This is a genomic window from Paraburkholderia lebeckiae (genome assembly GCF_050436325.1).
GTDB lineage: Bacteria > Pseudomonadota > Gammaproteobacteria > Burkholderiales > Burkholderiaceae > Paraburkholderia > Paraburkholderia tuberum.
The window spans coordinates 225,679-252,156 of the sequence record NZ_JBNDLZ010000003.1; the positions used below are offsets into that span (position 1 = coordinate 225,679).

Consider the following 26,478-nt stretch of genomic DNA (forward strand, 5'->3'; position numbering starts at 1 on the left):
CTGACTGTTATCGACAATGCCGATAACCAGCGCGACAATCACGCATGCTCAATCCAATCTGGCTCAAGACCTTCTCGACCGTCGCGGCTTGCCATAGCTTCAGCGAAGCGGGGCGGCGGCTCGACCTGACGCAGTCGAGCGTCAGCGAACATATCCGGCGCCTCGAACAGAGCGTGGGCCGGCGCCTGTTCGTGCGCGACACCCATTCGCTCGCGATGACACCCGACGGCGAAGCGATGCTCGCGCATGCGAGCGTGATCCTGCAGGCGCTGTCGCGCGCGGAATCGCAGTTTCGCGCGCCGCGTCTGAAGGGGCGCGTGCGGCTCGGCTCGTCGGACGACATCGCGCTCGGCCCGCTCCCCACCGTGCTCGCGGCGTTTCGCAACGCGCATCCCGACGTCGAACTGGAAATCACGATCGGCATGACGGGCAGGCTCTACGAGTTGCTCGACGCGGGCGCGATCGATCTGCTGGTCGGCAAGCGCCGGCTCGGTGACCGGCGCGGCGTGCCGCTCTTCACCGGGCGCCTCGAATGGCTCGCGCGGACCGGCACGCTCGTCGATCTGAGTCAGCCGCTGCCGCTGATTCTGGTCGCCGAGCCGAGCGTGACGCGCGCGGTCGTGCTAGATGCGCTCGCCGAAGCAGGCGCGAGCTGGCAGATCGTCTGCACGAGCAGCAGTCATTCCGGCTGTATCGCGGCCGCGCGCGGCGGACTCGGCATCACCGTGCGGCCGCAGTATCTGGCCGCGCGGGGCCTCGCGCCGCCGTTGAATGCGGCCGGACTGCCGACCCTGCCGTCGGTCGAATTCATCGCGCTGGCGGCGAAGCGCTTGAGTCGCCCAGCGGGCACGCTGTTGCAGTTGCTGCATGACAGCGACCTGCGCGGGTCGTGGATCGGGGAGTGAGGCGGCCAGTGCGTCGCCTCATGCTGCCGTCATGCCGCCGCTCAGGCCGGCATCTTCCGGAACGAGATCGCGAAGCGGTTCCATGCATTGATCGCCGAGACGAGCAGCGTCAGGTCGACCAGTTCCTCGTCGCTGAAATGCGGCCGCACCGCCTGCCATACCGCGTCGGGCACATGCTCGTGCGACACCAGCGTGAGCGCTTCGGTCCACTCGAGCGCCGCGCGTTCTCGGTCCGTGAAGAACGGCGTTTCGCGCCACACGACGACGGTCGCGAGACGCCGCTCGGTTTCGCCGCCCTTGCGCGCGTCCGCCGTATGCATATCGACGCAATACGCGCAGCCGTTGATCTGCGACGCGCGCAGCCGCACCAGTTCGGTCAGCGATTTTTCGAGCGACGACTTGCCGATGCGCTCTTCGACGCCGAGCAGCGATTTGATCGCGGCGGGATTGGCTTTGTAGAAGTCGAGACGTTGTTCCATGATGGGCTCCTTGGCGGGTTGGACGATGCGATGCATCGGACAGGGGTTAGCTTAGTCCGTCGTTTGGATCATAAGAATGGCCGATTCCAGGTATTTTCAGGTAGCCACTTTCGGGCGTTGAGCGTGCCCGCCCAGCGCCCTTACCGTCGACGATGGCATCGTTGCCGCGGGCGGGCCGATTCGGTATGGTGGGTCAACGACGCTTCCATTGCGCCTTTCAACGTGATCCGGAGACCTGCCCCATGACCGTTGCCACCGATCCGTCCGCTGTGCCCACCTCGCCGATCCGCACCGATGTCCTGATCGTCGGCGCCGGTCCCGTGGCTCTGTTCGCGGCATTCGAGGCCGGCGTGATCGGCCTCACCTGTCAGATCGTCGACATACTCGAACGGGTCGGCGGCCAATGCATCGAGCTGTATCCCGACAAGCCGATCTACGATATCCCCGCGATTCCGTCGTGCACCGCGCGCGAACTGGTCGAGCGACTGGTCGCGCAGTGCAAGCCGTTCGATGTGCCGATTCATCTGGAACAGCGCGTCGACACGGTCGAGCAGCGCGACGACGGACGCTGGACCGTGCGCACGCAGCGCGGCCTCGTGTTCGACGTCGCGGCGATCCTGCTCGCCGCCGGCAACGGCGCGTTCGTCCCGCAAAAGCTCACGCTCCCCGAGGCCGTGGCGCTGGAACAGCGCCACGTGCACTACAGCGTGCCGCGCCTCGCCGATTTCGCCGACAAAAACGTGGTCGTCGCGGGCGGCGGCGATTCGGCGCTCGACTGGGCGCTGGCACTACGCAAGGTCGCGCGGCGCGTGACCCTCGTGCATCGGCGTGCCGGCTTCAGCGCGGCCGATTCGAGCGTCGAGCTGATGCGGCGCGCGGTCGACGCTGGCGAGATGGACTTCGTCGTCGGCGGGATCGCGGCGCTCGATGTGGAAGACGGCGCGCTGCGTTCGCTGACGCTGCGGCAGGTCAACGGCGAGACACAGCTCGAAGCCGAACATCTGATCGCGCTATATGGACTCGTCGCCGATCTCGGACCGATCGCGCAATGGGGACTGACGATTCATGGCGGGCGCGTCGACGTTGATACCTCGAACTACGAAAGTTCGCGGCCGGGCATCTTCGCCGTCGGCGACATCGCGAACTATCCGAACAAGCAGAAGCTGATCCTGTCGGGCTTTCACGAGGCGTCGCTCGCGTTGCGCAAGGCGTACGCGTACGCGTATCCCGACAGGAAACGCGTGCATGTCCATTCGAGCTACGACGCGAAGCTCGCGGAAAAGATCGGCGCGGCGGCTTGACGGGCGCGCCAGCGCAGCAGCAGTTTCGATTGGCGACGCGTGCCGATTCCCAGCGATGTCGAGCCGGGCCGGCCGTTGGCCTCACGCGACGGTCGGCCCGCGACTATCTGCTCGTGTTCCTCGCGGCAGGCAGTATTTCCAGCGGGTCGATTCGCGGCGGCCGCGGCGCTCGCGGCTTTGTCTTTCTTGCTGGCCTCATGGTGGCCAATCGCGCAGGCCGCCGCGTCGTGAATACCTTTTTCAATTGACACTCCTGTTTTTGCCAACGAAGGCCAAAACGGAAAGCCGAAACCGCGGCGCGGCGACGTTTTCCGTCATGCCTCGCTGGCTATCGCGAGGCTCGCCGTTATAAGCTTTGCGCCTTATCAGCCGGCGCGCGAGCGCCCTTCGCGACGCATCACGGCCCCTCCGTGGACCGCGCAACCGCTTGCGCGACGGCTTCGCCGCCGGCCAGGCGCGAGGTTTGCTTAAAACGAAAGTTCCAATGACGTGTCCGCCATGACCCAGCTCGATGCTTCTTCTTCCCACGACCACGCCGAGCGCGTTCGAGTGCAGGCCGAGGCCGCGCCGTCAGCGCCCGTCGGCGTCGATTATTTGTCGCTCGTGCAGGCGATCTCGGACTACGCGATCTTTCTGCTCGATGCGAAAGGCAACATCGTCAGCTGGAATGCCGGCGCCCAGAAGCTGAAGGGCTATGCGCAGAGCGAGATCGTCGGCCAGCATTTCTCGCGCTTCTATACCGAGGAAGCCGTCGCGCGCGGCTGGCCGACCTACGAACTGGAACAGGCGGCGCTGACCGGCCGTTTCGAAGACGAAGGCTGGCGCGTGCGCAAGGACGGCACGACGTTCTGGGCGAACGTCGTGATCACCGCGATACGCAGCGAGAAGGGCCAGGTCACGGGCTTCGCGAAGATCACGCGCGACCTGACCGCGCAGCGCGAATACCTCGAAGCGCTGCGCCAGAGCGAGGAGCGCTTCCGTCTGCTCGTCGATAGCGTGAAGGACTACGCGATCTTCATGCTCGATCCGCAAGGCTTCGTCGTCAGCTGGAATTCGGGCGCCGCGCGCATCAAGGGCTATACGCACGACGAAATCGTCGGCCGGCACTTCTCGCAGTTCTATGTGCCCGAGGAGGCCGCGGCCGGCAAGCCCGCGCGCGAGCTCGCGATCGCGCGCCAGATCGGCGCCGTCGAAGACGAAGGCTGGCGCATGCGCAAGGACGGTTCGACGTTCTGGGCCAACGTGATCATCACGGCCGTCTATGATGAATCGCGACGCTTGCGCGGCTTCGCCAAGGTCACGCGCGATTTGACCGAGCGGCGCCGGCGCGAGGAACTGGAGCGCTCCGGGGAGCGCATGCGCGAATTTCTCGCGACGCTCGCGCACGAACTGCGCAATCCGCTCGCGCCGGTGCGCAACGCGGTCGGCACGATGCAGATGGAAACCGATCTGAGCCCGGTGGTCGCGCGGGCGCGCGATCTGATCGATCGCCAGGTCACGCACCTGACGCGACTCGTCGACGATCTGCTCGATATCGGCCGCATCATGTCCGACAAGGTCGAACTGCGTATTGCGCGCGTCGATCTCGCCGAGCTCGTCGCGCGCGCGATCGAAGCGGCCCGGCCGTTCACCGACTCGCGCGAGCAGCGCGTGGTCGCGCATGTACCCGACGCTCCCGTGATGATTCGCGGCGACATGACGAGGCTCGTGCAGGTCCTGCAAAACCTGCTGCACAACGCGTCGAAGTTTTCGCCGAACGGCAGCGCGATCGAGATACAGGGACGTGTCGACTTTCGTATGGCGGTGCTCGAAGTGCGCGACCCCGGCTGCGGCATTCCGGTGCGCTCGCTCGACAAGATCTTCGAACTGTTCGCGCAGGAGAAGGAAGGGCAAAGTTTCGGCGAGGGCGGCCTTGGGATTGGCCTGACGCTGTGCAAGTCGCTCGTCGAAATGCATGGTGGCAGCATCGTCGCGAGCAGCGAAGGACTGGGACTCGGCAGCACGTTCACGCTGAGTCTGCCGCTCGCCTCCGCGCAGTCCGACACCGCGGAGAGCGGCACGATCGATGCCTCGCCCCACGTGCAGCCGCTGCGCATTCTCCTCGTCGACGACAATCGCGATTCGGCCGACAGCCTCGCGATGCTGCTCGAACTGAAGGGCCACGAGGTGCGTATCGCCTACGAGGGCGAGCAGGCGCTGCAGATCGCGCCGCGCTTCTCGCCGCATCTCGCGCTGATCGACCTCGCGATGCCGAAGATGGATGGCTATGCGACGCTTGCGGCGATGCGCGCGCGGCCCGAGATGTTGCGCACGATGTACGCCGCGATGACGGGTTTCGGCCATGCGAGCGATCTCGATCGAACTCGCAACGCGGGTTTCCATGCGCACCTCGTGAAGCCGGTCGAGATGGCGGTCCTCGACGCGTTGCTCGTGAAGGCGGATGGACGTCTGAGCGGAAGCGGCGGGACGTAGCCGCTTTTTCGCTGCGCGGCTGCCCCGCCAGCCGGGGCACGGTGTTTGCTGCGCCTCTGCATACGTTCCGGTCCGCCGCCGCTCGGCGGGCCGTGGATCGAACCGGTGCAGGGAGGCACGATGCTCGACACGCGCGACCATGCGGCCAGCTTCAAGGCCCAGTCACGGCAGGTCTCAAATCAACACGGTGGCCGCGCACTACGCGCGAGCGCCCGCGCGCCGCAGCCCGGCAAGCCAGCTATCTCGCTCGACGATTTTCTGCGCGACGCGCGTTTCGATGCGAACGATCCCGCTGCCCTCGGAGCGCTGCTCGCTGACCTGATCGAGCGCGGCTACGATCGCGCGCCGATCTTGCCATTGCCGGGGCATGGCGAGACGCCGGTGCGCTGGCGCGCGCTGGCCGCCGTTGCCGCATGCGACCTCGGTCTCGTCAAACTGTTCGAAGGCCACACCGATGCGCTCGCGATTCTCGCCGAGCTCGATGGTCCGCTGCCGCCCGCGGCAAGCCGCTGGGGCGTGTGGGCCGCCGAGGCGCCGCACGCGCGGGTGCGCGCCATCGACGAAGGAATCCAGAACGTTGCCGGCGAGGGCGCGCAGGTGCGCCTGTCCGGCACCAAAGCCTGGTGCTCCGGCGCGCGGGCGCTCACCCATGCGCTGGTGACCGCATGGCGCGACGACGAGCCCGTGCTCGCGGCGCTCGCGCTGGACCAGACCTCGATCTCGATCGATACATCGAAGTGGCAGGCCGTCGGCATGCAGGCGACCGCGAGCGCGGATGTCACGTTCAAAGACACCGTGGCGACGCTCGTCGGCGCGCCGCATGCGTATCTGCGCCGCGCGGGCTTCTGGCATGGCGGCGCCGGTATCGCCGCGTGCTGGTACGGCGCGGCCGCGCAAATCGCGCGCACGCTGCGCGACGCGTGCGCCCGGCATGCGGACGCGTATCGGCTGGCTCATCTCGGTGCGACCGATGTCGCCTTGCAGTCGGCCGCCGCGCTGCTGCGCGAAACCGCCGCGTGGATCGACGCGCAGCCGTCGGCCGATGCAGCGACGCGCGTGTTGCGCGCGCGTCTGGTCGTCGAGCAGGCCGCGAGCGCCGTGATCGAGCACGCGACGCGCGCGCTCGGCGCGGGCCCGTTGTGCCGCGACGCGCGCTTCGCGCGGGCGCTCGCCGACCTGCCGGTGTTCCTGCGGCAGAGCCACGCGGAACGCGACCTCGCAGCGCTCGGCGAACGGCTCGTCGAGGCCGCTGACACGACTGCCGCGCCGGCATCGCATCAGGCGTCTTGGCAAACACTCGCGCCGTGGACGCTATGACTTTTTTCCCCCAGCCGTGGGAGGATCGCTGAGATGAGCTCGACGGTGCCGTACTTCGATGAACTCTACCGACGCAGCGACGATCCGTGGCGTTTGCGCGAAGGCTGGTACGAACGCCGCAAGCGTTCGCTGACGCTCGCGCTGCTGCCGCGGCCGCGCTATCGCAACGCGTTCGAACCGGGCTGCGCGAACGGCGAGTTGACGGCCGGCCTCGCGATGCGCTGCGACGCGCTGCTCGCCGCCGATCTGCACGCGCGCGCCGTCGAGCTTGCGTGCGAACGCGTGGCGGGCGCACCGAACGTGCGGATCGAGCAGCGTAGGGTGCCGCGCGACTGGCCGACGGAGCACGGGCCGTTCGATCTGATCGTGATCAGCGAGTTCGCGTACTACCTCGACGCGGCCGAGCTCGAAACGCTGGCCGCGCGCATCGCCGGGTCGCTGACGGCGGACGGCACGCTGCTCGCGTGTCATTGGCGCCGGCCGTTCGCCGAAGCGCGCGAATCCGCCGACCATGCGCACGCGCTATTCGATGCGCGCTGCGGTCTCGCGCGTCTCGCGCATCATGACGAAGCCGACTTGCTGATCGACGTATGGTCGCGCGACGCACGTTCGGTCGCGCAGCGCGAGGGGCTTCTATGATCGGCGTGATCGTTCCCGCGCATAACGAAGAGGCGTTGCTCGCACGGTGCCTGGCGGCCTTGCTCGAAGCGTCGCGACACGAAGCGCTCGCCGGCGAGGAGGTGCGGATCGTCGTCGCGCTCGACGCGTGCAGCGATTTCAGCGGGGCGATCGCGCGCGCTTACGGCGTGCAGACGCTGACGCTGAAGGCGCGCAACGTCGGGATCGCGCGGGCGCTCGGTGCGTCGCTGCTGCTCGCGCACGGCGCGCGCTGGCTAGCGTTTACCGATGCCGACAGCCGCGTATCGCCCGGTTGGCTGGCCGCGCAACTGGCGCTCGGCGCCGATGCGGTGTGCGGCTCGATCGCCGTCGACGACTGGAGCGCGCATCCGCACAGCGTGCGCGAATATTTTCGCAAGACGTATGTCGACGCCGACGGACATCGTCATGTGCACGGCGCGAATCTCGGCGTTTCCGCGGACGCCTATCGGCGCGCGGGCGGCTTTCCGCCGCTCAAGTGCAGCGAGGACGCCGCGCTCGTCGATCGCCTGATCGCGACTGGCGCGCGCATCGCGTGGAGCGCCGCGCCGCGCGTGACCACGAGCGCGCGCACCGTGGCCCGCGTGCGCGGCGGTTTCGGCGATACGCTCATCTCATGGGCAACGGACGGCGCGCTGGCCTGAGCGACGGCGATGCGTCGCGGGCTCGTCTCGCTCTCAACTATCTGGACACCAGAACATTCGCACGGCAATCCGCCGCGGGGAGGACGAACATGATGGACGCGTTTTTCGTTCTATTCGGCCAAGGCAGGGAGCTCGATCCGTTGCAGATGGGTATGCGCTCGATCGCCGTGTTCGTGATCGCGCTCGCGCTGATCCGTGTATCGGGGCGCCGTTCATTCGGGCAGCGCTCGCCGTTCGATTCGGTCGTCGTGATTTTGCTCGGCGCGACGCTGAGCCGAGCGATCGTTGGTGCGTCGCCGTTTATCGCGACCGTGGTCGCGTCGTTCGCGATCGTCGTGTGTCACCGGGTGCTCGCGTGGTCGTGCATACGCTCGCGCCGCTTCGAGCTGCTGGTGGGCGGCGCCGAGCGCGAGGTGTTCAGCGACGGCAAGTTCCACGCGAACGAAATGCACGCGGCGCTCGTCACGCGCACCGACATCGAGGAAAGCGTGCGGCAGAAAACCGGCTCGCGCTCGATGGACGACGTGGCCGCCGCGATTCTCGAACGCAATGGCGAAGTGAGCGTGATTCGCAAGCGCGCGTGAGCGCCCGAACCCGTGAAGAGCGGGGCGCTCGCGCGGGGACACGGCAGCCGGCTCAGCCGCGCCCGCCTCGCGAAATCTCCGCGCCCGCGCCGCGCGGCAGGCGCAGCGTGACCGGAATCGACGCGAACGAGCATAGCCCGACCACGAGAAACGCGGGCCAGAAATCCGACCAGGTGATGCTCGGATGCCCATGCAGCGCGCGCGAAATCTGCAGCACGATGCCGCCGACCGTCACGCCGAGGCCGAGCGACATCTGCTGCACGACGCTGCCGAGGCTCGTCGCGCGGCCGACGTCGCGGCTCGCGATCTCCGCGTAGGTCAGCGAATTGAGGCTCGTGAACTGCAACGCGGGGAAGAAGCCGCCGAGCAACACGACGATCCAGATGATCCACGTCGGCGTGTGCGGGAAAAACAGCCCGCACGCGGCGATCGAAATGCCCGATAGCGCGGCGTTGAATACGAGCACCTGGCGAAAGCCGAAGCGGCGCAGCACCGTGGAGGCGATCGTGCGCATGAACATGCCGCCGAACGCGGACGCGCAGGTGATCAGCCCCGATTGGAACGCGCTCATGCCGTGGCCTTCCTGCAGCAGCAGCGGCAGCAGGAACGGCAACGCGCCGAGACCGATGCGAAATAGCGAGCCGCCGAGCACGCTCGCCTGGAAAGTCGGCACCTTGAGAAAACGCAAGTCCAGAAGCGGCAGTGCGACGCGCTGCGCATACGCGACGTAGACCGCGAGCAGCACCGCGCCGAGCGCGCACATGCCGAACGCGTCCGTATTCGAAATCAGTTCGCCGCCGACCAGCGACAAGCCGAGCAACAGCAGCACCGCGCCCGCCGCCGACAGCAGGAAGCCGATCCAGTCGAGCGGGCCGGGGTCGGGCTCGCGCGTATTGGCGATATAGCGATTGGTCAGATAGATGCCGAGAATGCCGATCGGCACGTTGATGAAGAAGATCAGCCGCCAGTGCAGATACGTGGTGATGAAGCCGCCGAGCAGCGGACCGGCGGCAGGGCCGAGCATTGCGGGCACGCTCAGGTAATTCATCGCGCGGATGAAGTCGGCTTTCTCCACCACGCGAAAGATGATGATCCGCCCGACGGGCACCATCATCGCGCCGCCGACGCCCTGGATGAAACGCGCAACCGTGAAAGTGGCAAGCGAGTTCGACGCGGCGCACAAAAGCGAACCCGTCACGAAGATGCCGATCGCGGTGCGGAATACCGTGCGCGCGCCGAACCTGTCGGCGAGCCAGCCGCATACCGGGATGAACACGCCGAGCCCGAGCACGTAACTTGTCACCGCGATCTTCAGTGTGACCGGATCGCGCCCGAAATCGCGCGCCATGGCTGGCAGCGCGGTGACGATCACGTTGGCGTCGACGCTTTCCATGAACATCGCGCACGCGACGATAAGAGGCGCAATCAGAGCTTTTCGGGTCTGGGCGATGGTCATATCGGCGAACCTGCGGCGAAGCGCCGCAGGCAAAGGGGTCATTATTGCACCTGTACGGTGCGGATTGTTAATACCTGCGCGACCGATGCCGCCCCTTTACTAATTTTCCGTCTCTGGTACGCGACGTTGGCATCGCGACGTCGCCAAAAATATTGTTTTGTTGCGCTGCGGCACGAGATCGCTATAATTGGGGTTATTGCGTAGGTATAAACCCTGATAAGGAGTCGCCATGAATACCGCATCGAATGTCGTCCGTTCCACCCCCGCTGCCAACACGTTCTTCGGCAAGCTGCGCGCGCTGGCGCTGCATGCGCTGAACCTGCATCTGCAGAACTGCGCAGTGATCGCCGAAGCGTACCGTCGCCCGAACTAAACGCGGAGGGTGCCCGCGGGCCCCAAGCCGCGGCTGTCGTGTCAATGCCCGCTCGAGTAGCGGGCATTGTGCTTTCTGGCCCCGTCAAGCGGAGCACATTCAGCGAGTCGGCTCCCCAGTCCCACCAGATAGACGCCCGCCGTCAGCCAATTCCGGGCTGCCAGCGCCGTTTCCTTCCTGATATCGTGCTTCCGCTACTGATTACGGCACGCCCAGCCGTGATCTTGATGCCGCGGTCGCGCCGGCCCGATGCCTCGCATCACGCGAGGAAGCATTACAATCGCGCTCTTTTGACGCGCGCCGCGCAAGTGAATCGACAGCAAAATTGCTAATGCTGTCAACCTTTTGCACGTTTTGCCGTTATCACTTTGTAATCGCCGCCACAGGCGACGCCGCGCGTGACGACCCGTTGCCGCGACCGCTCCTCGCAAGGCCCGCATTGACCATGTTCCACCGACTTCAACACAGCTTCGAGCGCCTCCCCGCGCTGCTCGGCCGTGCATCGAAAGCGCTTGGCAGCCGGGGCCTGCTGTCGTCCGTGCTCGCGCTCGTCATTTGCGGGCTGCTGCTGCTCGTGCTGCAGCATCTGTCCGAGGCGGTGAATTACCGTTCGGTGATCCGCGAACTGCGCCAGCTCTCGGCGCGCGAGTGGATCGGCGCGCTCGGCGCGACCGCGCTCAGCTACGTCGCGTTGGTCGGGCGCGACGCGGTCGGCCTGCGCTATCTCGGCGCGAGCGTGCCGCGCGCGGCGCTGTGGGTCGGCGCGACGGCCGGTTCGGCGCTCGGCAATGCGACCGGTTTCGGCGCGCTGACAGGCGGAGCGGTGCGCGCTCGCGTGTACGGCGTCGCGAACATCACGCCCGCGCAGATCGGCCGCATGACGGTGTTTACGAGCGTGTCGCTCGCGCTCGCCCTCGTGTTGATGACCGCGCTGGGCATGGTCTGCATGGCAGGCCAGCTCGCGCCGATGCTGCATGTGTCGCCAGTCGCGCTGCGCTGGAGCGGCGCTGCGCTGCTGCTCGCGCTGGCGCTCGCCGCGGCCGCGTGCCGTCGGCAAACCCGGCCGATCCGCACGCGCTGGCAGTGGCTCTCGTTCGATATTCCCGCGCGCCGCGATCTGCTCGCGCAGGTTGCGCTGGCGGTGCTCGACGTGGTCGCCGCGGGCCTCGCGTTGTGGGCATTGCTGCCGCACGCGAACGTGAGCTTCGTCGGCTTCATCACCGTCTACGCGGCCGCGCTGCTGCTAGGCCTGATTGGCCATACGCCCGGCGGCGTTGGTGTGTTCGAAGCGGCGATGGTGTTCACGCTGAGCGGCAGCGTGCAGATGCATCAGATGGTCGCCGCGCTGCTCGCCTATCGCGCGATCTATTTCGGCGTGCCGCTGATCGTCTCCGCGGCGCTGCTCGCGGGCTTCGAGGGGCGCGCGCTGAAGAATCGTCTGTCGATGTTGCAGGCGGAGCGCGTGTCGGAACTCGCGCCGCTGTTTCTGAGCCTCGTCACGTTCGTGGTCGGCGGGATGCTGGTCATTTCGAGCGCGACGCCGGCGTTCTGGCAGCGCATTCATATGCTGCGCGACCTGGTGCCGCTGTGGGTGCTCGAAAGCTCGCAGATGCTATGCAGCGTGCTCGGCGTGCTGCTGCTGTTCGTCGCGCGCGGCCTGCTGCGGCGGCTCGATGCGGCATGGTGGATGACGCTCGCGCTCGCGTTGCTGAGCCTCGCGCTGTCGCTGACCAAGGGTCTCGCGTTCGTCGAAGCCGGTGTGCTCGGCATGCTGATCGTGCTGCTGCTCGCGACGCGCAAGCGCTTCAACCGTCATTCGTCGCTGTTTGCGGAGCGTTTCACGGCCGGCTGGCTCGTGTCGGTCGCGATGGTGCTGATGCTCGCGACGTGGGTCATGCTGTTCGCTTTCCGTGACGTGCCATACACGGGCGATCTGTGGTGGCAATTCGCGTTCGACGAGCGCGCGCCGCGCGCGCTGCGCGCGACGCTCGCTGCGAGCGTGTTCGCCGCGACCTTCTCGTTCTGGCAATTGCTGCGTCCGGCGCCGGGCCGCTTCGTGAAGCCGGCGCCCGAAGATCTGCACGACGCCGCGCGCATCGTGCGCGCGCAGGAACGCAGCGATGCCGGTCTCGCATTGATGGGCGACAAGAGCTTCCTGTTTTCGGAGTCGCGCGAGGCGTTCCTGATGTACGCGAAATACGGCCGCACGTGGGCCGCGTTGCACGATCCGGTGGGGCCGCGCGAAGAGTGGGCGGGTCTCATCAGCAAGTTCGTCGCGCTCGCGCATGCACATGGCGGTCGCGCCGCGTTCTACCAGGTGCGCGCGAATGCGCTGCCGCTGTATCTCGACGCTGGCCTCACGCTGATGAAGCTCGGCGAGGAAGCGCACGTCGTGCTCGACGACTTCGATCTGAAGGGCTCGCATCGCGCGCATCTGCGCTATGCGCTCAAGCGCGGCGAGCGCGACGGCTTTAGCGTCGAAGTGATCGATCAGGCCCATGTGCCGGCCTCGCTCGAAACGCTGCGCGGCATTTCCGACGGTTGGCTCGACAGCCGCGACGCGCGCGAAAAGAGCTTCTCGGTCGCGGCTTTCCATGACGAATACCTGGCCGCGCAGTCGGTGATGCTGGTGCGCCAGAACGGCGAGCCGGTCGCATTCGTGACTTTCATGACGACCGATATGAATACCGAGGCGACCGTCGGCGTGATGCGTCACGTCGAAAGCGCGTCGCCGTATGCGATGGAATATCTGTTCACGCAGCTCGCGCTGCATCTGAAACAGGCGGGTTTCCGCTCGCTCAGTCTCGGTATTGCGCCGCTCTCCGGCGTGCAGCCGACGCCGCTCGCGTCACGCTGGCATCGGCTGGCCGGCATCGTGTGGCGCTTCGGCGGCCGCTTCTATAACTTCCGCGGACTGCGTGCTTTCAAGAGCAAGTTCCAGCCGCGCTGGGAGCCGCGTTATCTCGCGGCATCCGGTTCGGGCGTGTTCTTCACGCTCGCGGACCTGTCGCTGCTGGCAGGAGGCCGGCGTTCATGACATTGCATCCGTTGTTCCGGCTCGCCGTTGCGGCGAGCGTTCTGAGCTGCGGCGCGCCCGCGCACGCGGCCACCACCACCGTGCCTGGCGGCCGCTATGGCGACGTGCGCGTGACGCAGCCCGAGGGGCCGCTGCGCGGCTTCGTCGTGCTGTATTCGCAGGCAAGCGGCTGGAGCGCAGCCGATCAGCAGAGCGCCGATGCGCTCGCGAAAGCGGGCGCGATGACGGTCGGCGTCGATACCGCGCACTACGCGGCCAACCTTGCCGCGAAAAAGGAAACCTGTCATCAGCTGGTAGGCGATGCCGAGGCGCTGAGCCATCAGCTCGAACGGCAATCGCAGTCGAGCCGCTACTTCGCGCCGATCGTCGCGGGTACGGGCCAGGGCGCGACGCTCGCGATGCACGTGCTCGAGCAGGCGCCGTCCAATACGATCGCGGGCGCGGTGTCGGTCGACGCCGATCACACGCTCGACGCGCGCTTCGAACCGTGTCCGCCCGACCCGACCGTGATTCGCGACAAGGTGCCGGGCTTCGTCGAAAAGGCGAGCACGGGCAATGCCGATCGCGCGCGTCTCGTTGCATTGCTGACGCCGCATTTGCAGCCGGTCTCGACCAGCGCCGACGACGTGTCCGACCTGCCGCTGATCGAATTGCCGGCCGCGCATCCGAACGGCTTGATGGCGATCGTGATTTCCGGCGATGGCGGCTGGCGCGATCTCGACAAGACGATCGCGCAGGCACTGCAGAAAGATGGCGTGTCAGTCGTCGGCTGGGACAGCCTGCGCTATTTCTGGAGCGAGAAGCCGCCCGCGCAAACGAGCCGCGATCTCGCGCGGGTGATGCAAACCTATGGCGAACGCTGGCACGCGCAGCATATCGCGCTGATCGGCTATTCGTTCGGCGCGGACGTGATGCCGTTCGCGTATAACCTGCTGCCGCAGGCGCAGCGCGATAAGGTGTCGTTGATCTCGCTGCTAGGCTTCGCGCCTGACGCCGATTTCCAGATCCGCGTCGGCGGCTGGCTCGGCATGCCCGCGAGCGACAAGGCGCTGAACGTGCGCCCCGAGTTGACGCATGTGCCGCCGTCGATCGTTCAATGCTTCTATGGCAAGAGCGAGGCCGACACGCTGTGTCCGGCGCTCGACAAGACCGGCGTCGAAGTCATCCGCACCACCGGCGATCATCACTTTGGCCACGATTACAATGCGCTCGAGCAACGCATTCTCGCGGCATTCAAAAAGCACAGCGGCGTGCGCGATTGATGTCGGTGTTGATCGCATCAGCGGGGGCGCGCTTGCCGGTGCGCCCCGTTTTTCTTTGTGTCACTGCCGCACTGCGCGGAGATTGACAAAGCTTGCCAGGTCGACGAAGATCGCCGACATGAACTGCCTCGACATCCGTATTGCGCTGATTATTAGCATCATTCATCGAATGGTGGGTTAGCGCGCGTCGACTTGCAGTCACACATAACCCGCCAAACGAGGCGGGTTTTTTTATGTCCGCTTTCAGGTTCATTCTCTGCCTGCCTCCTGGCGAACATGCCGCGATTGCTATCGTTCGATGTCGATCGCCGTTGATGCGTTGTTGCATCGAATGTTGCCACCCAGGAGCTTGCCGTGCTGTTAAACGAACTCGAACAGGCCGCCGCAGCGGCCGGGCGCGTCGCGCCGTCTCATGACTACCTGAAAAAGACCCTGACCGCGCGCGTCTACGACGTGGCGCGCGAGACCGAACTCGAACGCGCGCCGAACCTGTCGGCGCGGCTGCGCAACCCGGTCTATCTGAAGCGCGAGGACAATCAGCCGGTGTTCTCGTTCAAGCTGCGCGGCGCATACAACAAGATGGCGCATATTCCGGCCGAGGCGCTCAGTCGCGGCGTGATCACCGCGTCGGCGGGCAATCATGCGCAGGGCGTTGCGTTGTCGGCGGCCCGCATGGGCGTGAAGGCGATCATTGTTGTGCCGGTGACGACGCCGCAGCTCAAGGTCGACGCGATCCGCACGCACGGCGGGCCGACCGTCGAGGTCGTGCAGTTCGGTGAGTCGTATAGCGACGCCTATGGTCACGCGGTCAAGCTGCAGGAAGAGCGCGGCCTGACCTTCGTGCATCCGTTTGATGATCCCTACGTGATCGCCGGCCAGGGCACCGTCGCGATGGAAATCCTCAGCCAGCACCAGGGCCCGATTCACGCGATCTTCGTGCCGATCGGCGGCGGCGGTCTCGCGGCCGGTGTCGCCGCATACGTGAAATCGGTGCGCCCCGAGATCAAGGTGATCGGCGTGCAGACCGATGATTCGTGCGCGATGGCCGCGTCGTTGCAGGCGGGCGAGCGCGTGACGCTGAACGAAGTGGGCCTGTTCTCCGACGGCACCGCGGTGAAGCTCGTCGGCGAAGAGACCTTCCGTCTGTGCCGCGAATATCTCGACGAAGTGCTCCTGGTGAACACCGATGCGCTGTGCGCCGCGATCAAGGACGTGTTCCAGGACACGCGCAGCGTGCTCGAACCGGCGGGCTCGCTCGCGGTGGCCGGCGCCAAGCAGTATGCCGAACGGGAAGGCATCGAGAACCAGACGCTGATCGCGATCACGTCGGGCGCGAACATGAACTTCGACCGCATGCGCTTCGTCGCCGAACGCGCGGAAGTGGGCGAAGCGCGCGAAGCGGTCTTCGCGGTGACGATCCCCGAAGAGCGCGGCAGCTTCAGGCGCTTCTGCGAGCTGCTCGGCACGCGCAGCGTCACCGAGTTCAACTACCGGATCGCCGACGCGAACTCGGCGCATATTTTCGTCGGCGTGCAGATCCGCAATCGCAGCGAATCGGCGCAGATCGCCGGCGCCTTCGAAGCGCACGGTTTTGCCACCGTCGACCTGACCTTCGACGAACTGTCGAAGCAGCACATCCGCTACATGGTCGGCGGCCGCTCGCCGCTCGCGCGCGACGAACGACTGTTTCGCTTCGAGTTTCCCGAGCGTCCGGGCGCGCTGATGAGATTCCTGTCGTCGATGGCGCCGAACTGGAACATCAGCCTGTTCCACTACCGCAACCAGGGCGCGGACTACAGCTCGATTCTGGTCGGCATTCAGGTGCCCGGGAGCGACCATGCGGCGTTCGAGCGCTTCATCGAAACGCTCGGCTATCCGTGCTGGGAAGAGACGAAAAATCCCGTCTACCGACTGTTTCTTGGCGAGTTGCAGCTCGTTTAGCGGATCGGGGTTTACCTGAGGGAACGCCATGCCGCAGCACGAGCCGCGTGTCGTGCAAATCGCCGGAAAAACCCACCAGTCTTGTGTTTGCGGACGAAACAGCCGCACGGCGCCGGCTCCTGCCTTACACCTTCTATCGCGCAACGCGATACGGCCTATCCGCCATATCGCGTTGCGCGATAGGCGTCGCGATCGTCACACTGAGCGCAAATTTCATCACCGCATTCAGGAGACATACATGCGCACCCAAGTCGGCATCATCGGTGCAGGGCCCGCTGGCCTGCTTCTTTCCCATCTGCTTCATTTGCGCGGTATCGACTCGGTCGTGCTCGAAACGCGCACGCGCGATCAGATCGAATCGACGATTCGCGCCGGCGTGCTCGAACAGGGCACGATGGACCTGCTGACGCAGACCGGTCTCGGCGAACGCATGAAAGCCGAAGGCGCGCTGCATCACGGTTTCGAACTCGCGTTCGAAGGCAAGCGTCGCCGCATCGATCTGACCGGCCTCACCGGTCATGCGATCACGGTTTATGCCCAGCACGAAGTGATCAAGGATCTAGTCGCGGCGCGCGTCGCCGCGGGCGCCGAACTGCGTTTCGGCGTATCGGAGACGTCGGTGCACGGCATCGATACCGATAAGCCGTCGATCCGCTATCGCCACGAAGGCGCGGAGGACGAACTGCAATGCGACTTCGTGATCGGCTGCGACGGCTCACAAGGCGTGTCGCGCCAGGCGATCCCGCAGACGCTGCGCAAAGATTTTGAGCGCGTCTATCCGTTTGGCTGGTTCGGCATTCTGTGCGAAGGCCCGCCCTCGTCGGAAGAGCTGATCTATGCGCGCCACGAGCGCGGCTTCGCGCTGATCAGCACGCGCTCGCCGAACGTGCAGCGCATGTATTTCCAGTGCGATCCGAAGGACTCGGTCGACAACTGGTCCGACGATCGCATCTGGGCCGAGCTGCATGCGCGCGCCGATTCGGACGAAGGCCACAAGATCATCGACGGCAAGATCTTTCAGAAGAACATCGTCGGCATGCGCAGCTTCGTGTCGACGACAATGCAATACGGGCGCCTGTTCCTCGCTGGCGACGCCGCGCACATCGTGCCGCCGACTGGTGCGAAGGGCATGAACCTCGCGGTCGCCGACGTGAACGTGCTCAGCAAGGCGCTCGACGCGTTCTACAAGGAAAACCGCGCCGATCTGCTCGACCGTTACAGCGAAACCGCGCTCAAGCGCATCTGGCGCGCCGAGCACTTCTCGTACTGGATGACCAGCATGCTGCATCGTATCGAAGGCGCTTCGGCGTTCGAGCAGCAGTTGCAGGTTGCCGAGCTCGAGTACGTGACGACGTCGCGCACGGCGGCGACCGTACTGGCGGAGAACTACGTCGGCGTCGCCGGCGCGCAGATGCAGGCGCAGCTGTAAGCGCTACTGCAAGCACCGCGCGATCATCGGGATCGCTAATTGATCGACAGATCCCGATGCGCGGCCGCCTGAAACTCCTTGGGCGTGACGCCGGTCTGCTTGCGGAAATAGCGGCTGAAATAGGCCGCATCTTCGAAACCGAGCGCATGCGCGATCTGTTTGATGCTCGAACCCGAGTAGACCAGATCGCGCTGCGCCTCGCGTATCAACTGATCGTTGACGAGCGACAGCGGCGAGTGGCCAAGCTCATCACGACAGATGCGGGCCAGTTGCGCCGCGGTCACCCCCAATTTTTCCGCGTAAAAATCGATTGGCAGATGCTCGCGCACATGCGTGGCGATCAGTTCGCGTAGCCGTTTGATCTGCGCGGCGCGCCGGTCATTGACGCTCGCGCCCGCGCTCGAGGCGGCATCGGTCAGACGGGCGACCTGCACAAAAAGTGCAATCATCAGCGACATGCCCGCGGCGATATGGCCGCGGGCGCTGCCGCGAAATTCCTGCTCCAGCAAACCGAACAAGGGCATCAACGTGCGCTCGCCGACCGAGGGCCGCACGGGAATCAGCGCGGGCCGCTGCAGCACCGGCACGAGGCCCGGCGACACCGCTTTCGAAATCGACTCCAGCGCGCGCTGCGCGGCTGTAATCACGAGCCCGTCGATCTCCGGCAAAAACACGAAACCGTGCACCGTTTGCGCTGGAATCAGGATCAGGCATGGCGCTTCGATCGTGAGCTTTTCGCTTTCGATCAGCACGTGGCCCGACCCGCTGCGGATATAGAGAATCTGCAGCAGTGCATCGTGCCGGTGCGCGGCGATATGCCAGTCGTTCGGACGACTGCGCTCGACGATCCATTCGAAATTGAACGCGTCGTACCACGGCGGCCGCGCGGACTCTCCGTACAGATCGTAGTTAGGGATATTCCTCATGCGGTTTTGTCTCCAATGTTCGAATTGTCCTGCGATGCGTTGCCTTTGTCCAATTTCGTCCCGAACCGCGTGGCTATACTTTTTTCCATCGAAGACGCGGTCGAATGACGCAGTTTGGTGAAGCCAGCCAACCTAAGCTCGCCGCGATCGGGAACATGGAGATCGGGAGGACTAAGCAAATGAATCAACGGAGAGATCGGCGGCGCGACACACCCGCCAACGCGCGACACTGGCTCGGGCTCGAAGGCAGCGTCTGCGTCGTGAGTGGCGCGGCGGGCGGCATCGGCAGCGCGATTGCTCAGGTGTTGGGCGACGCTGGCGCACGCGTGGCGCTGCTCGATCGAGATGAGCAGAAGTGCCGTGACGTCGCGCAAGCGCTGAACGCGAGCGGTGTCGAAGCACTGGCGCTCGCCTGCGATATCGGCGACATCGATAGCGTGCGCGGCGCGGTGTCGGAGGTCGAAGCGCGCCTCGGCGTCGCCGATGTGCTCGTGAACAACGCGGGCCTGTTGCGGCCGGGGGGCATCGAAGAGATTGGGCTCGATGCATGGAACGCGATGCTGCGCGTGAATCTGACCGGCTACATGCTGTGCTCGCAGCAATTCGGTCAACGCATGCTGAAGCGCTGCGCTGGCGCGATCGTGCATGTCGCGTCGGTGGCCGCGCATCATCCGCAGACCTATAGCGGCGCTTACAGCGCGGGCAAGGCCGGCGTCGCGATGCTGTCGAAGCAGATCGCGGCGGAGTGGGGGCCACGCGGCATTCGCAGCAATACCGTGTGCCCGGGCATGATCCGCACGCCGCTGTCGGCGGCGTTCTACGAGCACGGCGATATCGAACGCCGGCGCAGCGCGATGACGGCGAGCCGGCGGATCGGCGAGCCGAACGATATCGCCGATGTCGTCGCATTTCTCGCGAGCGAACGCGCGGCCTATGTGAACGGCGCCGAAGTCGTCGTCGATGGTGGCTTCGAAACCATGCTGATGGACCTCGTGCCGCGTCCCGGCTTCGAAGCCAACCAGGCCGCGCAAGCCACCCATGCCGACCGCCAGGTCCGCGCGTAAGGAGACCATCATGACCAACGCAACACGCGGCGCGACACTCACGTGCGACGTGCTCGTCATCGGTTCGGGTGCGGGAGGGCTGTCGACCGCGATCACCGCGCGCAAACACGGTCTCGATGTCGTCGTGATCGAGAAGGAGCCGTTCTTCGGCGGCACCACCGCGTTCTCGGGCGGTGTGCTGTGGATTCCGGGCAACCGTCACGCAAAGAGCAACGGCGTCAGCGATACGCGCGAAGCGGCGCTGACCTATATGCGCAACGAAACCGGCGCGTGCTTCGATGCCGCCGCCGTCGACGCGTTTCTCGACACGGGCCCAGAGATGCTCGACTTCTTCGAGCGCGAAACTGCCGTCAAATTCGTGCCGACGCTGTATCCCGACTATCACCCGAACGTGGGCGGTGGTATCGACATTGGCCGCTCGGTCGTCGCCGCGGCGTTCGATGCGCGCGCGCTGGGCCAGGACATCTCGCGATTGCGCCCGCCGCTGAAGACGATCACGTTCATCGGCATGATGTTCAACTCGTCGAACGCGGACCTGAAGCACTTCTTCAATGCGACGCGTTCGCTCACCTCCGCGCTGTACGTCGCGAAGCGCCTCGCGAGCCATCTGAAGGATCTTGCGCTGTACCGGCGCGGCGTGCAGATCACGAGCGGTAACGCGCTCGCCGCGCGACTCGCGAAGTCCGCGCTCGATCTCGGCATTCCGATCCATACGAACACGGCCGCTCGCGAGCTGACCGTGACGAACGGCAGCGTGACCGGCGCGCTCGTCGCCGGACCGCAAGGCGAGATGCGCATCGTCGCGCGACGTGGCGTCGTGCTCGCGTGCGGCGGCTTCTCGCATGACGTCGCGCGGATCGCCCGCGCGTATCCGCATCTGCGGCGCGGCGGCGAACACCTGTCGCCGGTGCCGCGCGGCAATACGGGCGACGGCGTCGGCATGGCCGAACGTCTCGGTGCGCAGGTGACGATCCGTTATCCGCAGCCCGCCGCATGGATGCCGGTGTCGCGCGTGCCGATGAGCGACGGCAGCGTCGGTGTGTTTCCGCATCTGGTGGATCGCTACAAGCCTGGCGTGATCGGCGTGACGCGCGCGGGCAAGCGCTTCACCAACGAAGCGAATTCGTATCACGACGTGGGTGCCGCGATGATCGAGGCCTGCGCGAACGAACGCGAAACCGCGATGTGGCTGATCTGCGATCACGCGACGATCCGCAAATACGGGCTCGGTTATGCGAAGCCGGCGCCCGTGCCGCTCGGCCCGCTGCTGCGCAAGGGCTATCTGAGCAAGGGCCGCACGCTCGCGGAACTCGCGCGCAACGCCGGTCTCGACGGCACGGCGCTCGAGGCGACCGTGAAGCGCTACAACGCCGACGCGGTGCGTGGCGAGGATCGCGAATTCGGCCGCGGCACGACATCGTTCAATCGCTATCTGGGAGACCCGGAGCACCAGCCGAACCCGTGCGTCGCGCCGATCGGCGACGGTCCGTACTACGCGCTGAAGGTCGTGATGGGCGATCTCGGCACCTTCGACGGCATCTCGACGAACATGACCGGTGAAGTGCTCGACGTGAAAGGCGCACCGATCGGCGGCCTGTACGCGGTCGGCAACGATCGCGCGAGCGTGATGGGCGGCAACTATCCAGGCGCGGGGATCACGCTCGGGCCGATCATGACGTTCGGCTATATCACCGGTCGTCATCTCGCGGGCGTGAGCGTCGAAAGCGCAAACAGCGCGAAGAGCGCAAGCAACGCGGACACCCGCGCAGTCGAAACCGTATTGAGGAGCGGCACATGAGCCAGGGCAAACCTTTCGTCGATCATCGCATCTACACGATCCGTCCGCGCGGCATGGCGGAGTTCATCGACGTTTTCGACCGGCTCGCGATGCCGATTCAGCTCAAGTATCTGGGCGCGCCAGTCGGCTTTTACATGAGCGATATCGGCGCGCTGAACCAGGTCGTGCATCTGTGGGGCTACGAGAGCATCGGCGACTACGACCAGCGCCGCACCGCGCGCGATGCCGATCCCGAGTGGCCCGCGTATCTGCAGGCGTCCGCGCATCTGATCGTCGCGCAGGAAAGCCGCATCATCAGGCGAGTCGACTTCAGGACGCTGACGATGCTGCGCTAGCCGCCCGTTCGAGGAGGAGACAGGCATGAACGAACGGACAGCGCGACGCTCGCAAACACGGTCGCGACCACCGTCGCGGCGTCCGCGTGTTGAACAGCAATTCGAACAATAAGAAAACACACCTTCATCTCAAGGAGACATCGCCATGAACAAGCTGAAAGGAGCACGCACATGAGCCGCTCCGAACGCAGTGTAGACGTGCAGGCCCTTATCGATGGACAGCGCTTCTCGCCGTTTCAATGGACGATTCTGGTGCTGTGCTTTCTGGTCGTCGCCGCCGACGGTTTCGACACCGCCGCGGTCGGCTTCATTGCGCCGTCGCTCGTGCAGCAGTGGGGTATCGCGCGCAGCGCGCTCGGCCCGGTGATGAGCGCGGCGCTGGTGGGACTCGGCATCGGCGCGCTCGCGGCCGGCCCCTGCGCGGACCGTATCGGACGCAAGACGGTGCTAGTGCTGTCGGTGTTCTTCTTCGGGCTGTGGAGTCTCGCGGCGGCCCGCGCGAGCTCGATCGAATCGCTGACCTTGCTGCGCTTTTTCACCGGCCTCGGTCTCGGCGCGGCGATGCCCAACGCGGTCACGCTAATGTCCGAGTACGCACCCGCGCGGATTCGCGCGGTCGCCGTCAATGCGATGTTCTGCGGCTTTTCAGGCGGTCTCGCGATCGGCGGTCTCGCATCCGCATGGCTGATTCCGCATTTCGGCTGGCCGAGCGTGCTGGTCGCCGGCGGCGCCGGTCCGCTCGTGCTTAGCGTGATGTTGATATTGTTTCTGCCCGAATCGGCGCAATTTCTCGCGGTGCGTAAGCGCGCCGATCAACGGATCGCGCGAATCCTGCAACGCATCGCGCCCCACGACCGCTTCGACGGATGCCGTTTTTTCGCAGTCGACGTGCGCCGTAATACCGGCGACGCACGTTCGCAATGGGCGCTCGCGATCATCCTGTCGGCGCGCTACCGCTTCGGCACAGTAATGCTGTGGCTCGCCTATTTCATGGGGCTACTGATTTACTATCTGCTGACCAACTGGCTGCCGACGCTGTTCAAGGACACCGGCTTCTCCGGTGAAAAGGCCGCGTTGATGACGTCGCTGTTTCCGCTCGGGGGCATCCTCGGCAATCTGTGCGTCGGCTGGGTGATGGATCGCTTCGCCGGGCATCGCGTGATCGCGTTCACCTACGTCCTCGTCGGCGCGCTCGTGTTGCTGGTCGGGCGGGGCGTCGGCCATCAGGTCTGGCTCGGGACGCTGATCTTCCTGACCGGCACGGTCGCGACCAGCGCGGTCACGTCGATGTCGGCGCTCGCGGCAAGCTTCTACCCGACCCGGGCGCGCGCGACGGGCGTGGCGTGGATGCTGGGAATCGGCCGCGTCGGCGGCGTGGCGGGCGCGCTCGTCGGTGCGGCGTTGATGGGGCTCGGCTGGCAGTTCGGCGCGGTGTTCAGCCTGCTCGCGGTGCCGGCCGTGATCGCGGCGGGCGGGGTGGTACTGGTGATGCGGCGCGAGCCGCTCGATCACGCACCGGTCGATGAAAACGTCGGCGCCATAGCGATCGAATGAGCGCGGCGTCGGGCGTGCCGCTACGCTCGAACAACGCGCGACCGCTCAGGACGCGCGCAGCAACGCCATTTCGTTGTGCAGCAGCGCGAGCAATTCGTCGTCGGTTGGCCGCGTGCCCCAGTGGCGCGCGCCGGCCACCGACGCGATCGCCATCCACGAATGCGGTGGAAACCATTCGCGCACCAGCGTGCCGTCCTGGCGCAGGCACAGCTGGCCGGTCAGCTCGCTGTATTCGGCGCAAATGTGCGCGCCGTCGACCTGCGCGGTTACTCGTCTCGGATCATTGCGTAGCACGTCGTCGCTCCTGTCAAAGGGGTGGCGCGAATGCAGGCGCGACACGTTGGCGCGATGGACGCCACCTGCCGTCTGTCAATGGTCATGCCCGCGATCGTCATGGTCATGACCATGACCGTGCCAGCCGTTGTCGTGCCAGTCGCCGTGCGGTCCGCGTGCATCGCGCCATTCGTCGTGATGACGCTCCCACTCGCGACGCTCCCAATAGCGATGACCATCGTAGTAGCGTTCGCCGTACCAGCCCGGAGCGACTATGACCGCGGGAGGCGGCGCAGGCGCATAGACGGGCGCGGGCTGCACATAGACGGGCGCAGGCGCGACCGCGATGCCCGGCACGCCGATGTTCACGCCGACATCGACGTGCGCGAAAGCGGCCGTCGATGCGCCGATCGCGAGACCCGCGACGACGGTCAACGATACCCAGCGGTTGCGTGAAAGACTCATGATTGTTCTCTGTTGTTTGGATGTCTGTGATGGAGTGCGAGCCGGACGCGCACCTACTGCGCGTGATGGCCCGATCAATAACGTTCGTAGTAGTGGTCATGATGCGGATGATCGCCAGGGACGACGATGCAGCCGCTCAACGCGCCACCGAGCGTGGCGGCAAGAATGACCAATGCGAGGATTTTTTTCATGATGTTGCTCCCTGAAATCTGTGATGCGCGTGCCTGTCGTGCGAAGCGTTTCATCAGAACCGCTTTCGTTTGAACCGAACTCTACTGAGCGGCGCGATTACCGGTGTGTTTGTGTGTAACAGGACGTGTCGATCCGAGTTCGCGCCGAAACGTCGATGCGCGTGCGATGAACGAGGAGGGAAGGCGCCGTGGGTTACGGGTCGAAATGCCGGGCGACTGTCGAGCGCGCGGTCAAACCCTTGAAGGGTCTATGAAAAAAACCGCATTCAATGGCAGACGAGGTATGGATTCGAAGCGAAGGTTCGGCGCCTCGCTTGCTGAAAAAAGAAGCGCATCGATTTTCGGCATATGTATGCGGCGCAGATACATTCGGTTGCAGACTGGGTAAGAAGTTCGGTGGTGCGCTCGGGCGAGCGTGATGGAAAGACGCTACACCTGTAGCGTCATCAGCTTGTCTTCAGCTTCGGTGAGATAGGTAAAAACGCATCGCGCGCGCACGACTTACTGCGCGGCCGCGGGCTCCGGGGCGGTCGCTTCGCGATAGCCGAGCCGCGTCGAAATCGCGAGACCGGCCTCTTTGAGCAACGCGACGTAATGCTGCTTCGTGTCGGGACCGCAGCATCGTTGGAAACGAAATCGACAGACCGGCGATCACACGGTCGAAGCGGTCGAACACGGGCACCGCGATGCATTGCAGGCCTTCTTCCTGCTCCTCGTTGTCCTCGCCGTAGCCCTGCTCGCATACGCGCGGCAGGATGCTCAACACCGCTTCGGCGCAGGTCAAGGTTTTTTGCGTCGACTTGCGAAATTCGATGTGCGAGAGCACGTCACGCGCGTCGGCCGGGTCCATCCATGCGAATAGCACCTTGCCGATCGCCGTGCTATGCAGCGGATTGCGTCGGCCGATCCGGGACTGCATGCGCAGCCCGTAGTCGGCGTCGATCTTGTGGATGTAGATGATCGCGTCGTCGTCGAGCGCGCCCAGGTGTACCGCTTCGCGTGTCATCTGGCCGATGCGGCGTATCTCGATGTCGGCCTCGCGCACCAGATCGACGCTTTCGAGCGCTTTCGCGCCGAGCTCGAACAGACGGATCGTCAGCCGATAGCGCTCGGTTTCGACTTCCTGGGTCAAGTAGCCGAGCGCCTTCAGTGTTTGAATCACACGATGCACGGTCGTCTTCGACATGCCGAGCCGTTGCGACAGCTCGCTGATGCCGATCTGTCCGGTGTCGCCGATCGCGCCGAGAATCGCGAACACGCGCCCGATCGACGACGCCGATTCGCCGCGCCCCGTATATTGACAGAAGAACGATCAATGGACGTGAGACAGGCCATCAACAGGGAATACACGGCCGTGATGCAACAGTACGGCACGAAGGAAGAGGCGGGCGCGTTCGTGCTGATGTCGGTCGAATCGGGGCCGCTGATCAGCATGATCATTCTGGGTGCGACGGGGCTCGCGTTCTTCGAGCCGCGCCTGTTCGTCGGCGCGGTGCTGCCGTTTCTGATCGGGTTTGCGGTCGGCAACTTCGATAGCGAGCTGCGCGAGCTGTTCGGCCGCTGCGTGCATCCGCTGATTCCGTTTTTCGGCTTTGCGCTCGGCAACGGCATCGATCTGAACGTGATCGTCACGAGCGGCCTGCCGGGCATCGTGCTGGGGCTTGGCGTGATCGTCGTGACTGGCGTGCCGCTGATTCTCGCCGATCGCTGGATTGCCGGCGGCAATGGCGCGGCGGGGCTGTCGGCGTCGTCGACGGCGGGGGCCGCGGTCGCGAATCCGGCGATCATCGCCGACATGATTCCAAGCTTCAAACCGCTGGTGCCGGCCGCGACCGCGATGGTCGCCACCGCTTGCCTCGTGACCGCGATTCTGGTGCCGATCCTCACGGCGCTGTGGGTGCGCCGGCATCATGCACGCGACGGGCTGCGCGAGGAGTTCGCCACCGCGACGCAGGCGCCGCCGCTCAACGAGCAGCGCGATGTGCCCATTTGAATGAGTCGGTAGCAGGAAGCCG

22 protein-coding genes and 2 pseudogenes are annotated in these 26,478 nt (G+C 65.4%); 17 read left to right on the plus strand and 7 right to left on the minus strand.

Annotation, left to right across the window (positions count from 1 at the left end; genetic code table 11):
* Window positions 1-44: 44 nt before the first annotated feature.
* Entirely contained in the window at window positions 45-905 is an 861-nt protein-coding gene (locus OKW44_RS19080; protein WP_018417761.1) for a LysR family transcriptional regulator, read from the plus strand.
* A 41-nt stretch (window positions 906-946) separates the two neighbouring features.
* On the opposite strand, the gene OKW44_RS19085 is transcribed toward OKW44_RS19080, so the two are convergent.
* Entirely contained in the window at window positions 947-1,384 is a 438-nt protein-coding gene (locus OKW44_RS19085; RefSeq protein ID WP_018417762.1) for a carboxymuconolactone decarboxylase family protein, read from the minus strand.
* Between the two features lie 242 nt (window positions 1,385-1,626).
* Between OKW44_RS19085 and OKW44_RS19090 the strand changes: the two genes are divergently transcribed.
* The 6 genes from OKW44_RS19090 to OKW44_RS19115 all read left to right on the plus strand — a co-directional run bounded on the left by OKW44_RS19090 (window position 1,627) and on the right by OKW44_RS19115 (window position 8,359).
* Window positions 1,627-2,685, plus strand: a complete 1,059-nt coding sequence (locus OKW44_RS19090) for an NAD(P)/FAD-dependent oxidoreductase (protein ID WP_018417763.1) — start codon at window positions 1,627-1,629, stop codon at window positions 2,683-2,685.
* Between the two features lie 498 nt (window positions 2,686-3,183).
* Window positions 3,184-5,157 carry a PAS domain-containing hybrid sensor histidine kinase/response regulator gene (locus OKW44_RS19095; protein ID WP_018417765.1) on the plus strand — a complete coding sequence of 658 codons (1,974 nt, stop codon included), beginning with the start codon at window positions 3,184-3,186 and terminating at the stop codon, window positions 5,155-5,157.
* A gap of 120 nt (window positions 5,158-5,277) precedes the next feature.
* The gene (locus OKW44_RS19100; RefSeq protein ID WP_026225341.1) at window positions 5,278-6,474 is read left to right on the plus strand and encodes an acyl-CoA dehydrogenase family protein; all 1,197 of its coding nucleotides are present in this window, start codon (window positions 5,278-5,280) and stop codon (window positions 6,472-6,474) included.
* A 33-nt stretch (window positions 6,475-6,507) separates the two neighbouring features.
* Window positions 6,508-7,113: an SAM-dependent methyltransferase gene (locus tag OKW44_RS19105; RefSeq protein WP_018417767.1), complete on the plus strand. Its 606-nt coding sequence runs from the start codon at window positions 6,508-6,510 to the stop codon at window positions 7,111-7,113.
* Complete coding sequence (locus tag OKW44_RS19110) at window positions 7,110-7,775, plus strand: glycosyltransferase family 2 protein (protein WP_018417768.1); 666 nt, start codon at window positions 7,110-7,112, stop codon at window positions 7,773-7,775. Before OKW44_RS19105 ends, OKW44_RS19110 begins: the two co-directional genes overlap by 4 nt.
* 89 nt (window positions 7,776-7,864) lie before the next feature.
* Window positions 7,865-8,359 carry a DUF421 domain-containing protein gene (locus OKW44_RS19115; RefSeq protein WP_026225342.1) on the plus strand — a complete coding sequence of 165 codons (495 nt, stop codon included), beginning with the start codon at window positions 7,865-7,867 and terminating at the stop codon, window positions 8,357-8,359.
* Between the two features lie 52 nt (window positions 8,360-8,411).
* Here the strand turns inward: OKW44_RS19115 and OKW44_RS19120 are convergent, their stop codons facing one another.
* Window positions 8,412-9,815: an MFS transporter gene (locus OKW44_RS19120; RefSeq protein ID WP_026225343.1), complete on the minus strand. Its 1,404-nt coding sequence runs from the start codon at window positions 9,813-9,815 to the stop codon at window positions 8,412-8,414.
* A gap of 229 nt (window positions 9,816-10,044) precedes the next feature.
* Between OKW44_RS19120 and OKW44_RS19125 the strand changes: the two genes are divergently transcribed.
* The 3 genes from OKW44_RS19125 (at window position 10,045) to OKW44_RS19135 (ending at window position 14,487) form a co-directional block, all read left to right on the plus strand.
* Window positions 10,045-10,188 carry a hypothetical protein gene (locus tag OKW44_RS19125; RefSeq protein WP_018417771.1) on the plus strand — a complete coding sequence of 48 codons (144 nt, stop codon included), beginning with the start codon at window positions 10,045-10,047 and terminating at the stop codon, window positions 10,186-10,188.
* A 445-nt stretch (window positions 10,189-10,633) separates the two neighbouring features.
* A complete protein-coding gene (mprF, locus tag OKW44_RS19130; protein WP_018417772.1) occupies window positions 10,634-13,225 on the plus strand; it encodes a bifunctional lysylphosphatidylglycerol flippase/synthetase MprF in 2,592 nt (863 codons plus the stop codon).
* Window positions 13,222-14,487: a virulence factor family protein gene (locus OKW44_RS19135; RefSeq protein ID WP_018417773.1), complete on the plus strand. Its 1,266-nt coding sequence runs from the start codon at window positions 13,222-13,224 to the stop codon at window positions 14,485-14,487. Before mprF ends, OKW44_RS19135 begins: the two co-directional genes overlap by 4 nt.
* Here OKW44_RS19135 and OKW44_RS19140 read toward each other — a convergent pair.
* Window positions 14,459-14,740, minus strand: coding sequence for a hypothetical protein (locus tag OKW44_RS19140; RefSeq protein ID WP_162633877.1), 282 nt, complete (start codon window positions 14,738-14,740; stop codon window positions 14,459-14,461). The genes OKW44_RS19135 and OKW44_RS19140 overlap by 29 nt on opposite strands.
* A 101-nt stretch (window positions 14,741-14,841) precedes the next feature.
* On the opposite strand from OKW44_RS19140, the gene ilvA reads away from it, so the two are divergent.
* A complete protein-coding gene (gene ilvA, locus OKW44_RS19145; protein ID WP_018417775.1) occupies window positions 14,842-16,428 on the plus strand; it encodes a threonine ammonia-lyase, biosynthetic in 1,587 nt (528 codons plus the stop codon).
* Window positions 16,429-16,666: 238 nt separating this feature from the next.
* A complete protein-coding gene (locus OKW44_RS19150; protein ID WP_018417776.1) occupies window positions 16,667-17,857 on the plus strand; it encodes a 4-hydroxybenzoate 3-monooxygenase in 1,191 nt (396 codons plus the stop codon).
* A gap of 35 nt (window positions 17,858-17,892) precedes the next feature.
* Here OKW44_RS19150 and OKW44_RS19155 read toward each other — a convergent pair whose 3' ends face one another.
* A complete protein-coding gene (locus OKW44_RS19155) occupies window positions 17,893-18,783 on the minus strand; it encodes a helix-turn-helix domain-containing protein (protein ID WP_018417777.1) in 891 nt (296 codons plus the stop codon).
* 179 nt (window positions 18,784-18,962) lie between these two features.
* On the opposite strand from OKW44_RS19155, the gene OKW44_RS19160 reads away from it, so the two are divergent.
* The 4 genes from OKW44_RS19160 (at window position 18,963) to OKW44_RS19175 (ending at window position 23,534) form a co-directional block, all read left to right on the plus strand.
* Window positions 18,963-19,847, plus strand: coding sequence for an SDR family NAD(P)-dependent oxidoreductase (locus OKW44_RS19160; RefSeq protein ID WP_018417778.1), 885 nt, complete (start codon window positions 18,963-18,965; stop codon window positions 19,845-19,847).
* 10 nt (window positions 19,848-19,857) lie between these two features.
* Complete coding sequence (locus OKW44_RS19165; protein ID WP_018417779.1) at window positions 19,858-21,645, plus strand: FAD-dependent oxidoreductase; 1,788 nt, start codon at window positions 19,858-19,860, stop codon at window positions 21,643-21,645.
* Window positions 21,642-21,980, plus strand: a complete 339-nt coding sequence (locus OKW44_RS19170; protein WP_018417780.1) for an NIPSNAP family protein — start codon at window positions 21,642-21,644, stop codon at window positions 21,978-21,980. The genes OKW44_RS19165 and OKW44_RS19170 overlap by 4 nt, the downstream gene beginning before the upstream one ends.
* 171 nt (window positions 21,981-22,151) lie before the next feature.
* Window positions 22,152-23,534 (plus strand): MFS transporter, encoded by a 1,383-nt coding sequence (locus OKW44_RS19175; RefSeq protein WP_018417781.1) that lies wholly within the window; start codon window positions 22,152-22,154, stop codon window positions 23,532-23,534.
* Between the two features lie 45 nt (window positions 23,535-23,579).
* Here OKW44_RS19175 and OKW44_RS19180 read toward each other — a convergent pair whose 3' ends face one another.
* The 3 genes and pseudogenes from OKW44_RS19180 to kdgR form a co-directional block, all read right to left on the minus strand.
* Window positions 23,580-23,828 carry a hypothetical protein gene (locus OKW44_RS19180; protein ID WP_026225344.1) on the minus strand — a complete coding sequence of 83 codons (249 nt, stop codon included), beginning with the start codon at window positions 23,826-23,828 and terminating at the stop codon, window positions 23,580-23,582.
* Between the two features lie 75 nt (window positions 23,829-23,903).
* Window positions 23,904-24,272: a hypothetical protein gene (locus OKW44_RS19185; protein WP_018417783.1), complete on the minus strand. Its 369-nt coding sequence runs from the start codon at window positions 24,270-24,272 to the stop codon at window positions 23,904-23,906.
* Between the two features lie 692 nt (window positions 24,273-24,964).
* Window positions 24,965-25,751: pseudogene (kdgR, locus tag OKW44_RS19190) on the minus strand (DNA-binding transcriptional regulator KdgR); the annotation flags it as partial.
* Between kdgR and OKW44_RS19195 the strand changes: the two are divergent.
* Window positions 25,743-26,456, plus strand: a pseudogene (locus OKW44_RS19195) (2-keto-3-deoxygluconate permease); the annotation flags it as partial. The pseudogenes kdgR and OKW44_RS19195 overlap by 9 nt on opposite strands.
* Between the last annotated feature and the right edge of the window lie 22 nt (window positions 26,457-26,478).

Excerpts from the sequence above, each read along its gene's own strand:
- OKW44_RS19160 (WP_018417778.1), top strand. The coding sequence starts at position 18,963 with ATGAATCAACGGAGAGATCGGCGGCGCGACACACCCGCCAACGCGCGA.
- OKW44_RS19090 (WP_018417763.1), top strand. The coding sequence starts at position 1,627 with ATGACCGTTGCCACCGATCCGTCCGCTGTGCCCACCTCGCCGATCCGC.
- OKW44_RS19125 (WP_018417771.1), top strand. The coding sequence starts at position 10,045 with ATGAATACCGCATCGAATGTCGTCCGTTCCACCCCCGCTGCCAACACG.
- OKW44_RS19115 (WP_026225342.1), top strand. The coding sequence starts at position 7,865 with ATGATGGACGCGTTTTTCGTTCTATTCGGCCAAGGCAGGGAGCTCGAT.
- OKW44_RS19120 (WP_026225343.1), bottom strand. The coding sequence starts at position 9,815 with ATGACCATCGCCCAGACCCGAAAAGCTCTGATTGCGCCTCTTATCGTC.
- OKW44_RS19165 (WP_018417779.1), top strand. The coding sequence starts at position 19,858 with ATGACCAACGCAACACGCGGCGCGACACTCACGTGCGACGTGCTCGTC.
- OKW44_RS19140 (WP_162633877.1), bottom strand. The coding sequence starts at position 14,740 with ATGAACCTGAAAGCGGACATAAAAAAACCCGCCTCGTTTGGCGGGTTA.
- OKW44_RS19085 (WP_018417762.1), bottom strand. The coding sequence starts at position 1,384 with ATGGAACAACGTCTCGACTTCTACAAAGCCAATCCCGCCGCGATCAAA.
- OKW44_RS19080 (WP_018417761.1), top strand. The coding sequence starts at position 45 with ATGCTCAATCCAATCTGGCTCAAGACCTTCTCGACCGTCGCGGCTTGC.
- OKW44_RS19110 (WP_018417768.1), top strand. The coding sequence starts at position 7,110 with ATGATCGGCGTGATCGTTCCCGCGCATAACGAAGAGGCGTTGCTCGCA.
- OKW44_RS19095 (WP_018417765.1), top strand. The coding sequence starts at position 3,184 with ATGACCCAGCTCGATGCTTCTTCTTCCCACGACCACGCCGAGCGCGTT.
- OKW44_RS19105 (WP_018417767.1), top strand. The coding sequence starts at position 6,508 with ATGAGCTCGACGGTGCCGTACTTCGATGAACTCTACCGACGCAGCGAC.
- OKW44_RS19155 (WP_018417777.1), bottom strand. The coding sequence starts at position 18,783 with ATGAGGAATATCCCTAACTACGATCTGTACGGAGAGTCCGCGCGGCCG.
- OKW44_RS19175 (WP_018417781.1), top strand. The coding sequence starts at position 22,152 with ATGAGCCGCTCCGAACGCAGTGTAGACGTGCAGGCCCTTATCGATGGA.
- OKW44_RS19135 (WP_018417773.1), top strand. The coding sequence starts at position 13,222 with ATGACATTGCATCCGTTGTTCCGGCTCGCCGTTGCGGCGAGCGTTCTG.
- mprF (WP_018417772.1), top strand. The coding sequence starts at position 10,634 with ATGTTCCACCGACTTCAACACAGCTTCGAGCGCCTCCCCGCGCTGCTC.
- OKW44_RS19185 (WP_018417783.1), bottom strand. The coding sequence starts at position 24,272 with ATGAGTCTTTCACGCAACCGCTGGGTATCGTTGACCGTCGTCGCGGGT.
- OKW44_RS19150 (WP_018417776.1), top strand. The coding sequence starts at position 16,667 with ATGCGCACCCAAGTCGGCATCATCGGTGCAGGGCCCGCTGGCCTGCTT.
- OKW44_RS19170 (WP_018417780.1), top strand. The coding sequence starts at position 21,642 with ATGAGCCAGGGCAAACCTTTCGTCGATCATCGCATCTACACGATCCGT.
- OKW44_RS19100 (WP_026225341.1), top strand. The coding sequence starts at position 5,278 with ATGCTCGACACGCGCGACCATGCGGCCAGCTTCAAGGCCCAGTCACGG.